Raw genomic sequence first — 14402 nt, forward strand, 5'->3', positions numbered from 1 at the left:
GACGGATGCGTCGTCGTCCAGCCCGGCACCAGCGCCTCGGATACCTGGAAATAGCAGTTCGACGGCGCCGCACTCGGCAGCTCGAAGCCCAGGTTGACGAAGGTGCGTTGCACCTGGGCCAGCACCGGCACGGCGGCCAGCACGCCCAACACGCCGGCGAGCAGACGCCGGGACACAGTACCACCACGCATGGCTTACCCCCTGAAAAATCGGCCACGCACATCCAGTGCGTGGTCCGCATCCACTGCGATGACAGAAGCAAACCTCTCAGCCTGCTCTGTCTCCGGCGGCATCGGCACCAGTCCACGGACCGGCGCCCATGACGCCATCTCTGCCTTGCAGCCACCAACTCGGCCCGCCGGGCGGCCGGCACTTTGTTTTCCTTACGACGGACCAGACATGCTTTCCCCCCGAAAGAGATCGGTGGACCGAACCGTTCCACGACGCCTGGCCACGACACAATCCCGAACCGGATCGACGAAAGCGGAAAATCGGAGCCGAACCAGACCGACCGGAACCAGTGAAGGAAGCGGGGCTGGAAAAGCAATTAAGGAACCACCGCCAACACCGCACACGTTTGATGCGGCGATCGCAACGACCGGTGTATTGCAACGCATCGCTGTCTCGCCGATGGCGACAGCGGTCTGGTTGAAGTGAGCATTCGGCGCCCGGGCGGGAGCGGTGCCGTAGGTACGGCAGGCGCCGACAAACCATTGCCGGCGTCGGGCCGGCGCTGCGACAAACTACGATCCTTGCGGGATCGCCCGATGTCCTGGGTGAGGTTACATCCTGAGACGGACAAGCGTAAAGCGAAGTTCACGCCTGACCGAAAAATTCCCTGCCTCACAAAAACTCACACCCGCTGCGTATGCCAGGGCGTGCAAGCAGTCGGCGCGATAAAGGCGCGCACACAACACTGAAGAGAAACTCGGCAGACACACCCGAATTGCGCAAAACTCCGATACTCGCGCTCAAACGACAACGGTGTCTTTCGGGTGCAGCGCTGTCGAAAAAAAAAAAGACCCCCTTCAACAAGACACCCGCTGTCGCCCTCAGACCGCCGGACAGATCAAAGACCACGGCCGGCGCCGGCGATCGTATCGGCAGCCCGACGCCAAGCAAGCGGCGATGCGGCATAAGCCATCCGAACCGACAGCAATCGATGCTTCCGCCGGCACAGGGCGCTGCCGGCAGTTCAACTCTTGCCCAGGCGCTTGACCAACATATCCAGACTGGTCCGCACCGTACGCACCTGTTCCCACATGTCATGGTCCAGCGTCATCTTGTGATGCAGTGCGGAGACCAGGGGCAACAGGGTTTCCTCGTAGGCCTTGGCCATGCGCGCCAGCGTCTCGTTCAGTGCCGGCGGCATTTCCAGGCGCGGCTCGCGCTGCAGGCTGGTCTGGATATCGGCCAGGCTGCGCAGGGCCTCCAGCGCGCCCAGCGCGTCGCCCAGGCCCTGGCTGTGGGCGCCCTGTTTTTCCAGCTGCACGGCGATCTCGGCCAGGGTCTGCGCCATGCGCGTGGCGCCGTCGGCGTCCTTGCCCCCCTGCTTGGCAAGGCGGCGGAAGTTTTCCACTAGTTCGTTCCACCGCGCCTGCTCGGCAGCATCCGGCGCGCCGATCAGCTGCGACAGCTTGAGCAGGTTTTCTTCGGCGCGGGCGCCCAGGGTCTGGGCTTCGCCGCGGTAATGGTCGCGGATCAGCGAATCGAGTTCCGCGGGCGTCAGCAGTGGGCTGAGCTGGGCGGCAAGCTTGACCATGTTGCGATAGCTGCCCTGCAGCTTGAACGGCGGTTCGCTGCGGTAGGCGTCGTCCTGGGCGGCACTGGCGACATAGGCGGCGTTGACGCGCATCAGCACGTCGCGCACGCCGACCATGCGGCGCACCAGCTCCAGCATTTCCAGGCCGCCGGGCAGTTCGGCCGGGATTTCTTCCTCGCCGCCACGCGCGGCACGCAGCACGGCCTGAATTTCCGTGCGCGGCCGCTCGGCCAGCGGCGCGCTGAGCGGGTTGGCGGTCAGCGCGTTCTCGATGTAACTGTCGGCGAACAGCGCCTCGCGCCCGCTCAGCACATCGCCGAGGTTGTAGACATCGGCACGGTTGGCCAGCATGTCGGGAATGCGGAACACCTCGCCGGATTCGGTATACGGATTGCCCGCCATCACCAGGGCGAAGCGCTTGCCGCGCAGATCCAGCGTGCGCGCCTCGCCGTCGATCACGGCATCGATGCGCCGGGTACCGTCGGCCAGGCTGATGAACTTCTGCAGGAACTCGGCCGAGAGGTGCTGGATGTCGTCCAGGTACAGCATCACGTTCACGCCCATGGCGAGACCGAGGTTGAGCTTGACCAGTTCCTCCGCCGCGCCGCGCTGGCTCACGCTGGCCGGATCCAGCGAATTGACCTCGTGGCCCAGGGTCGGCCCGTTCACGCGCACGAAGATCATGCCGAGGCGGTCGGCGATGTATTCCATCAGCGTGGTCTTGCCGTAGCCCGGCGGCGAGATCAGCAGCAGCAGGCCGGAACGGTCGCTGCGCGCGTCGCCGACGCTGCCGATCTGCTTGGCCAGGTTGTTGCCGATCAGCGGCAGGTAGACCTCGTCGATCAGGCGGTTGCGCACGAAGCCGGCCATGGGCTTGGCCAGGAAGCGGTCCAGGCCCAGGCGGCGGCGTTCGTCCTCGACCAGGCCGTGGCGCAGGCGGGCAAAATCGTGCCAGGCGCGCTCGCCGTTTTCCGCGTGCGCGGCGAGGCGGGAGAGGAACTCGGGCAGGTCCAGCCGCAGCACGCCATCGCGCAGGCGCGCATGGGCGCCGCGCAGGCCGCTCACGTCCACCGCCAGTTCGGCATTGATGCGTTCGCGCGGCAGATCGGCGAAAGCGAGGATGGCGCCGGCTTCCAGCGCCACGTCGGGCTGCTCCGGCGCCAGGCGCGCGCACCACTGGCGTGCCAGGTCCAGGCGCTCGGCGGCGGAGAGTTCGGACTGCAATGCGGCCAGCGCGCTGCGCGGCAGTTCGCTGCCCGCACGCGCCGCCAGATCCAGCGCAGCGGAATGCGCGGCGAACTGGGCGCGCTCGCCGCCGAGGCTGGCAACCAGGTGCCGCGCCGCCGTCTGCGCCTGCGCTTCGCTGGCGGCGAAGCCCAGTTGCTGCGCGCAGCTCTGCAGGCCGCTCAGCCAGCTCGCCGGCAGCGGTACGGCTTCCTCGCGCTGCAGGAACCAGTGCAAGCCGGCGGCGTGCGCGCGCAGCGCGGCCTGGGCCTGTTCGCGCTGCGCCGCGTACCAGGCCTGGGCCAGCACGCGCGCCGCAGCGGGCTGGCGCAGTTCGCCCGCAGCCACGGACAGGCGCGCGAGTTCGCGCAGGATGGCGGCGGCGTCCACATCGTGCACGCCGCGCTGGTAATCCTCGCTGGGACGGCGCTGGGCTTCGGCCGCGACAGCATCGATGAGCACCTGCGCATCGGCGGCGCGCAGCGCGTCACGCAGGGCTGCATCGCCGGCTTCGATGCGGCGCCACAGTAGCGCGGCAAGGAATTCGGCGCGGTAGATCTGCGCGGTTTCGTTGGGCAGCGGCTGGCCCCAGACGCTGCGGTAATTTTCGGCGCGCGCGTCCTGCACGCGGCGGCGGTAGTCGGTACCGGTGAGCTGCAGCGCAAGGCCGTCGCTGTCGTGCAGCAGGGCCAGATCCAGCGTGCCGCGTTCGATGCTGAAGCGATGCCGCCCCAGCGCCAGCGCGGCGCCGCTGGTGCCCAGCTCGTTGCGGTCGCGCAGATCGCGCAGGCCGGCTTCCTTCAGCGCGCGCAGGCGGCCGGCCAGTTCGTCGGCGGCCACGGCCTGGCCTATGCCGCGCAATTCCTCCAGCTGGCGCTGGGCGCGTTCGATCAGGGTGTCGCCGGCGAAGAAGGCGTGCAGCTCCTCGGCCACGCCGATCTTGGCCACGCGCCGCGGCACGCCGTCGAGCACGCGGCCTATGGCTTCCTTCAGCGCCTGGGCGCGCTTGTCGCGCTGGCCGGCGATCTGCTCGCGCCGCGCGGCAAAGGCTTCCAGCGCGCTTTCCCGGCGCGAGGTGAGTTCGACCAGGAAATCCGGCTGCTCGCCGAAGCGCGCTTCCAGCTGTTCGATCTGGCTCAGCACCTGGGCCAGGCCGGCATCGGCGCTTTCCGGCGTGTCGCAGCGGCCGAGCAGGTTGAGCACGGACTGCTCCAGCACCGTGAGCTGGGCGCCGAACTCCAGGCCCTGTTCCTGCACCAGCAAGGTTTCGCGGCGCGCGCGCAAGGCGGCGCGGATGCGGTTGACCTCGGCGTAGAGCTGCGAGGTTTCGCCGAGCAGCGCGGCGCGCTGCTGCGCGTCGCTCTGCTCGAAACCGGCGATCAGTTCGGACAGGCCATCCAGCGATTCGGCCAGCGCATCGAGCTTCTCCGCCACCGGCGCCAGCGCCGCGGTGGTGCGCGCATCGTTGACCGCCGCGGCACTGTCGGCCAGACCCTGGCGCAGCGTGGCGAAGGCGGCCGGGTCGGCGAAGAATTTCAGCGCACGCGCGCCGATGCGCTCCAGTTCCTCGCGCAGGCGCGCATCCAGCGCGGCGATGGCGGCGCCGTCCACATGCGGCTGTTCGCCCATCACGGTGAGTTCGCCGCGCTTGCGCTTGAGTTGGCGGATGGCGTCGGTGAAATCGTCGGGCTTCTGCCACAGCAGGCTGGCCACGCGCGAGAGCAGCTCGGCCACGGTCTTGCCGGCGGCGGCGACCAGCTGGGCCGCTTCGTTCTGCGCGCGCTCCAGTTTCTCGTAGGCGTTCAGCGCCTCGCGGCCGCTGCGCGCCAGCGTCGCGACTTCGCTGCCGATATCGCCGACTTCGGCCTCGCCCAGCCAGGGATAGGCGTCGCTGCAGCGCGCCGCCACGCGCAGCAGGCGCTCGTAGGCGCCGCGGCTGCCGGTGTCCTCGGCCAGGCGGCGCAGTTCGCGCAGTTCGGCCAGGGCGCGCACCACGGTCGCATTGCCCAGGCGGCCGAGCAGGCCGGCCACGCGCGGCTGTGCGCTGGCGTATTCCTCGAACGCGAACGGCGTGCGCCACAGCTGCATGGTGTGCAGGCGCGAGGCCTGGTCCGGCGCTTCAGGCGTAATCAGCAGCACGCGGCCGTCGGCAAAGCGCGCGTAGCCGTTGCCCAATAGCGGCTGGCTCATGCTGCGTTCGATCAGGTTGTAGGACAGCAGCGCATAGCTGCCGCCGACCGGCTCGTAGAACACGTACAGCATGTCCTCGCCGCTGGGCGCGCGCAGATGGCGCTTGATGCGGTAGCCGGAGAAATCATGGCCCAGTTCGGCGAAGCGCTTGAAGTCGCCGGATTCCAGGTAGTAGCCGCCCGGGAAAACCAGGCCATGGTCTTCCGGCAGCTGCAGGCAGGAGGCGCCGATCTCGTCGATGCGCACCACCGACTTGAGCCGCTTGTTGAACACCAGGTAGCGCGTGGTGTCCTCGCGGTACGGCTTCACGCGCAGCAGGATCAGGCTGCGCAGGTCGGCGTAGGCGACTTCCGCGTCAGCCAGCGACTGGTTCCTGTCCTCGACCGGCTCGCTGTAGATGCCCAGCCCGGTCTCGGTATTGTTTTCCACCTTTATCGTCAAATCGCCGGCGACGGTCTCGACGAAGACGCTGTCCAGCACGTTGATGTGCGGATGCCGTCCCAGCACATACTGCTCGCGCGTTACCGGCGTCCATTCGAAATCGTGGCTGGGCGGCAGCACGTGCTCGCGGTCGCCGCGGTTGTCGATGTAGCTGACCTTGCCGTCGCGCTCGATGGCGAAGCGGAACACGCGCTTGTCGCCGGCCTGGGAGCCGGTGCGGAACACCAGCAGCAGGCGCTCGTCCAGCACGCGCAGCTGGTCCAGCGTGGTGGCGCGGTAATAGGTGAACAGTTCGCGGAAATCCGCCGCGAAGCGCGCATCGGCAAGGAAGGAGCCTTCCAGCGGCAGCGGCACCAGTTCCTGCCCTTCCGCGCCCTCGTCCAGGCGGTAAAGGCAGAACACGTCGCCGACCGCAGTTTCCTTCTTCAGTCCGATGAACACGTTGTAGCCGAACAGCAGCACCTCGCCGACGCGCACGATATCGCGCGCGACGCAGTTGTTTTCGGTGCGTGCGGCCAGGCGCGCTGCCAGGCGCGATTCGACCCGGCCGAAGGCCTCCACGCGCCGGGCGTTGAGCGCCTCGGCCTTGCCGTGCAGGGTCTCGGCCGCGGCGACCAGGCGCTTGCGCAGCAGTTCAAAGGTGGCGGAATCGGACATGGCTATCCCTTGCTGGGCTGCGGCTTTCGCGGCGGTGGTTGCGCGGCGAAGGCCGGCGGGAAACAGCATCTGGCCGGAACCGCGCCGCCCGGGCGCCGGCACCTGCGGCGCGCGGCCGCGGGGCTTCCGGCATTCCCGTCACGGCCGCGCGCCGGCGCAGACCTCAGCGTTGCGCGGCAGCGGCGCCGTTCACGCGCCGTCGCCGCTCAGGCGCTTGAGCGTCTCCACGTCGCCGTGGCGTCCGGAGGCGGTGAGCTTCTGCATCAGCCCGGCGATGGAAAGATCGCGCACCGCATCGGCGCCGCCCAGCGCGGCGATCAGCTCACGCGCATCGGCGATCAGGTCGCGCTTGCCGGCCTTGTGCTCGGCCAGGGCGGTGCTGAGCAGGTCGCTCTTGTCGACGGTGCCGTCGATGGCCTTGCCCAGGCTCAGGCTGCGCATGAAGCGCTCGAAGTATTCGCCGTCGCCGCCGACAATCTCGATCTTGGCCGCACCCAGCGCCTTGGACAGCACTTCGGCCTGCTCGCGCGCGATGGCCTGGTTGGCCTCGATGCTCTTGAGGCGCTGCGCGTGCGCGTAGTCCAGCTGCATGCGCTGTTCCTCGTGGGCGCGCGTGTCGGCGCTCATCGCCTGCATGGCTTCAAACTTGTCCTTGAGGCCGCCGGCTTCGGCCGCGAAGCGCGCGGCGATCGCCGCGGCTTCGGCTTCGCCGTACTTGAGCTTGCCGCTGGCTTCGGCTTCCAGCTTCAGGCGCAGCGCCTCGGCCGTGGCCGCGCCCTGCTTGGAGATGGCGTCGGCCTCGGCGATCTGCACCTTGGCCGAGACCATGCCGGCCTTCTCGTCCGCATCGGCCTTGGCCAGGGCGACCTTGGCGGCGGCCAGTCCGCTCGCGGCGGCCAGCGCCTCCACGCCTTCGGCTTCGCGCTTCTTGCCTTCGGCGGTCTTGCTGGCGATGGCCAGGCGCGCCTCGGCCATGGTGAGTTCCTCGGACGCCTTGTGCTTGGCGCGCTGCTCGTCGGCCAGCGCGGTCTTCACTTCGGTGATGAACTTTTCTTCCGCCTGGCCTTCGGCCAGCACGATGGTGCTCTTCTTGGTGCGCTCGGCCTCGGACAGGGTGCGCAGGTTCTTGATCTCTTCTTCCTGCTCGGCCACGGTGCGCTCGACCACGATGCGCTCGCGGATCACGTCGGCGATGGCCTTCTTCTGCACTTCGACGGCTTTTTCCTTTTCTATGCGCTGCAGCGTGACTTCGCGCTCGCGGTCGACCACTTCCAGCTCGCGCGCGCGGGTGACTTTCTCTTCCTCGATGGCGACGGCGCGCTGGCGGTTCTTCTCCGCCACCTCGGCCTCGCGCTTCATGTTCTCGGTCTGCACCGCGATCTGCTGTTCGGCCAGCAGGCGCGCCGCCTCGGCCTTGGCGCGCTCTTCGGAGGCGACCTTGGCCGCCTCGGCTTCCTCACGCGCGCGGGTGATGGCGATTTCGCGCTGCTGGTTGGCTTCGGCATGGGCCTTCTGCCGTTCCAGCTCCAGCACGGCCTCGGCCGTCTCCACGTCCTTCTTCTTGATGCGCATTTCCTCGTTGCGGCGCAGCTCGTTGGTGAACACGTTCTGCTCGGCGGTGAGCTCGGTGATCTTCTTGATGCCCTGGGCGTCGAGGATGTTGTGCGGATCGAGCTTTTCCAGCGGAGTCTGCTCAAGGTAGTCGATGGCGGCATCCTCCAGCACATAGCCCGAGAGTTCATCGCCGATCTGGCGCACGATCTGGTCGCGGAAGCGGTCGCGCGCCTCGTACAGGTCGACGAAGTCCATGGCCTTGCCCACGGTCTTGAGCGCTTCGGAGAACTTGGCGCTGAACAGGTCTTCCAGCGTGGCCTGGTTGCTGGCGCGCTCGCAGCCTATGCCCTGGGCCACGCGCAGCACGTCCTCGCGGGTCTTGTTGACGCGCACGAAGAATTTCACCTTGATGTCGGCGCGCATGTTGTCCTTGCAGATCAGGCCTTCCTTGCCCATGCGCTCGATCTCGATGGTCTTGAGCGAAATATCCATCACCTCGCGCCGGTGCAGCACCGGAATGACCAGGCGGCCGGTGAAGGTCACTTCCGGCTCGGCGCGCATGGTGTTGACGATCATGGCGCGGCCCTGGTCGACCTTTTGATAGAACTTGGCCACGACGGCCATCAGGGCGAGCACGGCGAGGGCGACGAGCACGACGACGACGATCAGCGTGGTGACTGTGATATCCATGGCGCTGGCTCCGGCAACAAGTGGTATGCGTTTACGTCAGGTTTTTTCTGCGCGCCGTGCAGGGCGTGCAAGGGATGAGGCGGCACCGCGGCCCGCCGGCGTTCCTGCATGAACGCCGCAGCGGGTGGTTTGCGAACGTCAGGGCGGATCGAATTCGGCCACCAGGTAACGCTTGCGTCCGGCATCGAAGTCGATGATCAGTGCCTGCGCATCGCGCGCCAATCGGTTGGGGACGCTGGCGTAGACCTGCAGGGTCAGGCGGGTGCCGTCGCCCATGTCCACCTCGGCCTGGCCGAAATTCTCCTCCACGCTCAGGGTCAGGATGCGGCAGCGCTTGCCCAGGGCCGATTCCCGCGTCGCCGGAGCATTCACGGCAAACAGCGGCTTGAGGGGCCGCAGCGAGAACGCGGCGAGGAATACCGCGGCGACCAGCGCCGCCGCCAGCAGCACGGTGCCGCCCAGCCATACCGGCAGCGGCACCAGCGGCAGCAGCAGGTTCGCCGCGAGCATGGTCAGCAGCCACCAGTACAGGCCGATGGCACTGATCACGATGGAGAACGGCAGGCGGTCGAAACCCAGGGCGAGCACGGTCTCGGGCAGGCCGTCGACATCGCCGGCGTCATGGCCGCCTATCCAGTCCGGGCCCACGCTGTCGAAATCCAGCAGGCCGACGATGGCGGCCAGCCAGAACACCAGCAGCACGCCGATCAGGATGCTGGGCACGAAGGCCGGATACTGGGTCAGCAATTGGATAAAGCTCATGACTTCACGGTCCTCTTGCCGGAACGGGTCTTGCGGTGTTTTTCTGCGAACGCGACCAGCGCGGCGCCGACGCGCTCCTTGATGGCCAGGTGATCCCCCGGGTCCAGACCATAGCGCGCGGCGAGCAGTTTGTAGTCATCCTCGCTCAGGCTCACGGTCAGGCGCGGCCGCTTGGCCTGGCGCAGCAGCGGCAGGCCAAGCACCACGCGCACCTGGTCGGAATTGGACAGGTTGGCCTCGTAGGCGGCCGCGCGCACCGCCTGCAGCACGGCCTCGGTCACGTCGAAGGCCACCTGGACGGCGCGCAAGGCGGGCTGCGAGGAACGCCAGCGGCTGGGCAGCTCAGTCTTCATCGCGCCTGCCTGGCCGCCGCGGCGGCAGTTTTTCCAGCGCGGCCAGTACGCGGCTGGTGCGGGCGCGGCGGAAGCCCTTGGGGGCGGGATTCGGGATTGGGGATTCGGGATCGGAAGGCGATGGCTCCGGCCTGGCCTTCTTCTTCGTGCTGACGGAGCCGGGCTTGGCGGCGGCCGGCCGGGTGGACGCGGGCCTGGCAACCGCGCGTGTGGCGCGGCGGCGCGCGACGGCATCGGTGGCCTGGCCCAGGGTGCTGGCGGCGCGGGCCATGTCCAGGTCGTGGTCCAGTTCGCGCAACTGGCGGCTGACTTCGTCGTGCAGCAGGTCGAGCTGGGCCAGGTGGGCCTGGAAGCCGCCGGCCAGGCCGCTGTCGCGGGCGATGGCGCGGGACAGGTCGAGCAGGCGGGCGTGGTAGCGCGGATGCGGCTGCGGCGCGCGGGTCAGCGCCTCCAGCTGGGCCTGGGCACGGGCCAGGCGGCGCGCGACGGTCTCGGCGCGGCCGCGGGCCTGGGCCAGTTCGCGCGCGGTGCGGCTGAGCAGCTGGCGGGCCTGGCGCAGCGGTGCCGGCGCCGCCTCCGGCGCGGACCGGGCCGGGGTTGCGCCCAGGTCCTGGCGCAGCATGTCGCGGATGTCGTCCCACCAGGCCATGGCAGTTCCTCAGACCAGGAATTCGGCCAGCGTGGTCAGCGCGTCGCGGCCGTTGTCGCCGAGGGTGGCCAGTTCCAGGGCCATGTCAGCGGGCGAAGCGGCGGGACTCAGCGCGCCGACCAGGACGAAATGCGCGCCTATGCGCCCGAACGAGGACAGCGGCACGGCGGGATTCAGGTCGAGCAGGGTTTCCATCAGCTTTGCGCGCAGGCGCGGCTTCACTTCGTCGTCGCGCCAGAGATAGCTGATGCACAGCAGCTGGCTGCCGGTATCGGTGACGTAGATGGGCAGGCGGTCGCTGCCCGGGAAGCTGATCTCGATGACCGGCACTTCGCCGGCGATGGGGATGGCGTCGACAGCGTCCACCAGGATCTGCCGCTTGAGCAGCGGCACGGCGGACTTGATCAGCGTGGCCAGACGGCGCGGGCTAGGCATGCTCCCCCTCCCGGGATGCGATGCAGCGGTTGCGGCATGCGGCGACGCTATGCCGGCGGACATAACATGTCAAGACATATTATGTCCGCGGATGGGATCCGCGGTGCGGTTGTGGAAACGCCCTCGCTCCCGGTGCGTGCCGCGCCGGGAAAAACCCGCGGCAGGAAAGCGGTGCCCGGCGCCAGGCGTCGTCGGGGCGGCGCGCGCCGCGCCGGGCGGGCCGGATGCGCGGCGGCCGCACGGCTGCGAAAGCGGAACGGACTGCATCCACCCCATCGGAAAACGGTGCCGCGGCGGGCCGTAGCGGCCGCCCGGAATACGCAGTGAAGAAGATCCCGCGCGCGGCTGCCCGAGTGCAGCCGCGCGGCGGGAGGCGCCTGGGCCGTTGCAGCCCGTCGCCCTGACCCCGGAGGAAGCCGCCGCAGCGGCCCGGCGGCGCTCCGCCGTCAGCCTGCCGCGCGGTGCCGGCGGCGACGCCGGCCGCAGCTCCCCGTGTCGTTATTTCTTGCCATTGCGCAAACGCGCAATTTTCCCCAACCCCATTTCATCGAGAGGCAAGGAGCGCGCGGCGGCGGTGGCCAAAACACCGCCGCCGCGCACCCCTCACATCATCCGGCAATCAGTTGTGCAGACGGGCCGCGTCCACGTCGGCGCGAATCCAGGCGTTGGCCGCCGTGATCGCGGCTTCGCGCGAGGCGACGATGCCCGAGGCGGAAACCGTACGCAGCCACGGGCGGAACACCTTCCAGCGCAGCGGGGTCGTCGGCGTCCCTTCGACGATGACGCGGTAGCCCAGACGCCGGTAGGCGGCGACGCGCTGCAGGCGCGGGCGGCGTCCGGCGTTCATGACAGTGTGCATATCGGGAATGCGGTACATGGCGCTACTTCCTTAGCTAGAACCGACCTGGGTCGGCATGTACAACCAGCAAAAAACCCCGCTCGCATCAAAATCCAGGCAACAGGCGTCCCTCGTGGCGCGCACGAAACCATTCCCAGGAGGGAGAGCGGGGAAGCGCCGCCCCTGCGGCGCTCTAGTTGCCTGGCACCGCGCCTGCTTCCGCCGTTTCGGCGGCCGCGGGCGCGGGGGTCAGGTCATTTGCAGGAAAGCGTGTTGCGTCGGCAGTCCTGGCTGCGGCGTTGCGGATTGGCCATGCTGTAGTTCGCCATCACGCCAGGGTTGGCATTGTTGTTGACATAGTTGACGGCCGCGAAACCGATCACCGGCAGGCCCAGCATCACGGTGCCGTCTTCGGCCGGGCGGAAATCGCGCGTATAGACAGCGCCGCTCGTGTCGCGATAGCGCACCAGGTCCAGGCCTATCCAGCCGCCGTCGCGGCGGCTGCCGCTGAGCACCGACTGCAGATACACGTCCAGCTCCGAGCCCAGCGGGCGGCCGTGGATGTCGTTGGCGACCTGGCCCGGCGCAAGCGCGATGATCTGGGTGGAGAAGCGCAGATCGACGCTGGCCACGTTGGGCGCGTTGGCGATGTTGCCGCCGCCGCGGTCGTACAGGCCGTAGGGCACGCGCATGATCGCGCTGGTCTCGCTGCCGCTGGTCGGGTACAGGCCGGTGAAGGGCTTGACCGGTTCGGTGCCGACGCGGGCCTGGTCGGTGTAGAAGGAACGGGTCGGGAAATTGATCACCCAGTCGGTGGTCGCGCCGACCGTGTGGTCGCTGAAATAGCTCACGTTGACCGCATCGGCCGACAGCACCGCACTGACCGCGTCCACCGCGCGCTCAGCGGCGTATTGCAGGTTGAGGCGGCGGTTGGGCAGGTCGACTACGGCTTCGGCCATCTGCGTGGCCGGATCGTTCAGCGCCTTGTCGAAATCCACGCGCTCTTCCGCCGTGCGGTGCAGCACCACGCTGGAGCGGCTGCCGGCGGGCACGTCGGCCGGATCGGTGCGGAAATCCGCCAGCGCCGTGGCCTGGTAGGACATCACCGTGCCGGCGCCCACATTCAGCACATAGGCTTCGCCGCTGAGGCCACCGGTGGGATTGGTCATGTGCGCGGAGGGATTGCTGCGCCAGTAGGTGCTCCAGCCATTGCCCAGTTCACCGCAATTGGCCGGCACGCCGCTGGCCGCGGGCGTGATCGCCAGCGCCGGCGGGGTGTTCGGCACCAGGGTGCCCATCTCGAACACCTTGATGAAGCCTTCGCGCAGGCGGTCCTTGACGCTGGGACCGGCGTCCTCGCGCGAACCGACGAAATCGTTCATGCGCAGATCCTGGTACGGACGGCCGCCGACCAGTACGCCGGCAAAGCGCTCCGCGCCCGGGAAGGTGCAGGAATCATCGCCCGTGGCCAGTGCGGCCGGGGTCGAATCGTTGAGGTAGAACACGGTCGAGGACCAGCTATCGCGCGGCGCGAGATAGACATTCAGCTCCAGCGCCGTGCGGCCGTTGCGCGCCTCGGCGAGGATCACGCGCAGCGCCTTGTGCCGGTCGGAATGGTTGGTGATGGAGAAAACCGTCTGGTTGCCGCCGCGCGTGGTGTAGTACGGATAGATCAGCACCTGGCCGGTGCCGTCCGGATCCAGCCGTACCGCGCTGGCACTGCTTGCGCACACGCCCAGGGCCAGCGCCGCGAGCAGGCGGCCGGTCAGGCCCGATGTACGCAAAGTGGTGTTTTTCATCGTCATACCTTCGTTGTTCCCGCTACAGCGCCCCGGACCGGCGGGCCGTGCTCCTGCAATCAACCACACAAGACGCACGGCGCGGCCAATCCCCCCAACACGTTACTTTCCCGCAAAACCACATGCATTTTTAGCGGCACTATGGCTAATATCCGCCGCCAGTTCCGTAGCAGTCACGCCAGCGATGCCGAGTTCGTCATCCAACGCCGCGCATTTCTTCCTGCTCGCAACGCCCGAGACTCCGCTTGCCGACGCCGCCGTTCCCGCGTGCGCGGGCGCGCGTGATGCCGTCTTCGCGGTGACTGCGGCGGTCGAACCGCGTCGTCCGGTGGCCGCCGCCCTGCTGATTTCCGTACTGCTGCACGCTGCCGCCGGCCTGCTGCTGTGGCAGTGGATCGCCGACTTCCAGCCCGATCCCGAAAAGCCCGCCCTGCAGGTGCGCCTGCGCGCCGGCGGCGCTCCCGTTCCGCCGCCGCTGGCGCAGACCGCGCCGCAGGCCCTGCCGGCGCCGCCGCCGCCCAGGCCGGTGGCCGCCTCCCGTCCCCAGCCCGCCCCGCGCCAGCTGGCGGAGACTGCCACAACCCCGCCGCCGTTGCCTGCGGCCGCGTCACAGGAACCGGCCCCGGTGGAAGCCCTGCCGCAGCCGGCGCCGGCACTCAGCGCAACGCCGCTGCCCGGCACCGCCGTGGCCGACACCGGCGAGGCCGCGGTCAACAACGCCACCCTGCGCGTACTGGAATGGCTGGCCCAGCACCGGCGCTATCCGGCCTCGGCCCGGCGCGCACGCATGCAGGGCACGGTGGAAATCCTGGTCGTGCTGATGCCCGACGGCCGCCTGGTCAACCAGCGCATCGCCCAGAGTTCGGGCCACGAGGTGCTGGACCGGGCCGCGATGGACCTGCTGCGCCGCGCCTCGCCGGTTCCCAGCGCGGCCTTCTTCACCGGCGAGGCGCGCCAGCTCGAACTGCGCCTGCCCGTGGTCTACCAGCTCAGCATCTGATGCTCCGCGCCGCCGCCACTCCGACCGGCTCGCCGCGCCGGCCCGGCC

10 protein-coding genes are annotated in these 14402 nt (G+C 68.8%); 1 reads left to right on the forward strand and 9 read right to left on the reverse strand.

Annotated elements, in window-relative coordinates:
- The 9 genes from NM961_RS15020 to NM961_RS15060 all read right to left on the reverse strand — a co-directional run.
- Window positions 1-191, reverse strand: a 191-nt coding sequence (locus tag NM961_RS15020) for a hypothetical protein (protein WP_255915224.1), incomplete at its 3' end; no start/stop codon positions are given.
- Window positions 192-1195: 1004 nt separating this feature from the next.
- Entirely contained in the window at window positions 1196-6274 is a 5079-nt protein-coding gene (locus NM961_RS15025) for a DNA repair ATPase (protein ID WP_255915225.1), read from the reverse strand.
- 189 nt (window positions 6275-6463) lie between these two features.
- Complete coding sequence (locus tag NM961_RS15030; protein ID WP_255915226.1) at window positions 6464-8518, reverse strand: flotillin family protein; 2055 nt, start codon at window positions 8516-8518, stop codon at window positions 6464-6466.
- Window positions 8519-8656: 138 nt separating this feature from the next.
- On the reverse strand, window positions 8657-9280 hold the full coding sequence (locus NM961_RS15035) for a hypothetical protein (RefSeq protein ID WP_255915227.1): 624 nt from the start codon (window positions 9278-9280) through the stop codon (window positions 8657-8659).
- A complete protein-coding gene (locus NM961_RS15040; protein WP_255915228.1) occupies window positions 9277-9633 on the reverse strand; it encodes a hypothetical protein in 357 nt (118 codons plus the stop codon). The genes NM961_RS15035 and NM961_RS15040 overlap by 4 nt, the downstream gene beginning before the upstream one ends.
- A complete protein-coding gene (locus NM961_RS15045; protein ID WP_255915229.1) occupies window positions 9623-10282 on the reverse strand; it encodes a hypothetical protein in 660 nt (219 codons plus the stop codon). Before NM961_RS15045 ends, NM961_RS15040 begins: the two co-directional genes overlap by 11 nt.
- A gap of 9 nt (window positions 10283-10291) precedes the next feature.
- Window positions 10292-10717, reverse strand: a complete 426-nt coding sequence (locus NM961_RS15050) for a DUF2170 family protein (RefSeq protein WP_255915230.1) — start codon at window positions 10715-10717, stop codon at window positions 10292-10294.
- A gap of 619 nt (window positions 10718-11336) precedes the next feature.
- Complete coding sequence (locus NM961_RS15055; RefSeq protein ID WP_255915231.1) at window positions 11337-11594, reverse strand: hypothetical protein; 258 nt, start codon at window positions 11592-11594, stop codon at window positions 11337-11339.
- A 215-nt stretch (window positions 11595-11809) separates the two neighbouring features.
- Entirely contained in the window at window positions 11810-13354 is a 1545-nt protein-coding gene (locus NM961_RS15060) for a hypothetical protein (RefSeq protein WP_255915232.1), read from the reverse strand.
- Between the two features lie 328 nt (window positions 13355-13682).
- Between NM961_RS15060 and NM961_RS15065 the strand changes: the two genes are divergently transcribed.
- Window positions 13683-14354, forward strand: coding sequence for an energy transducer TonB (locus NM961_RS15065; RefSeq protein WP_255915233.1), 672 nt, complete (start codon window positions 13683-13685; stop codon window positions 14352-14354).
- Window positions 14355-14402: the final 48 nt, after the last annotated feature.

The organism is Tahibacter harae (genome assembly GCF_024437735.1).
Lineage (GTDB): Bacteria > Pseudomonadota > Gammaproteobacteria > Xanthomonadales > Rhodanobacteraceae > Tahibacter > Tahibacter harae.

Excerpts from the sequence above, each read along its gene's own strand:
- NM961_RS15025 (WP_255915225.1), bottom strand. The coding sequence starts at position 6,274 with ATGTCCGATTCCGCCACCTTTGAACTGCTGCGCAAGCGCCTGGTCGCC.
- NM961_RS15030 (WP_255915226.1), bottom strand. The coding sequence starts at position 8,518 with ATGGATATCACAGTCACCACGCTGATCGTCGTCGTCGTGCTCGTCGCC.
- NM961_RS15035 (WP_255915227.1), bottom strand. The coding sequence starts at position 9,280 with ATGAGCTTTATCCAATTGCTGACCCAGTATCCGGCCTTCGTGCCCAGC.
- NM961_RS15040 (WP_255915228.1), bottom strand. The coding sequence starts at position 9,633 with ATGAAGACTGAGCTGCCCAGCCGCTGGCGTTCCTCGCAGCCCGCCTTG.
- NM961_RS15045 (WP_255915229.1), bottom strand. The coding sequence starts at position 10,282 with ATGGCCTGGTGGGACGACATCCGCGACATGCTGCGCCAGGACCTGGGC.
- NM961_RS15050 (WP_255915230.1), bottom strand. The coding sequence starts at position 10,717 with ATGCCTAGCCCGCGCCGTCTGGCCACGCTGATCAAGTCCGCCGTGCCG.
- NM961_RS15055 (WP_255915231.1), bottom strand. The coding sequence starts at position 11,594 with ATGTACCGCATTCCCGATATGCACACTGTCATGAACGCCGGACGCCGC.
- NM961_RS15060 (WP_255915232.1), bottom strand. The coding sequence starts at position 13,354 with ATGAAAAACACCACTTTGCGTACATCGGGCCTGACCGGCCGCCTGCTC.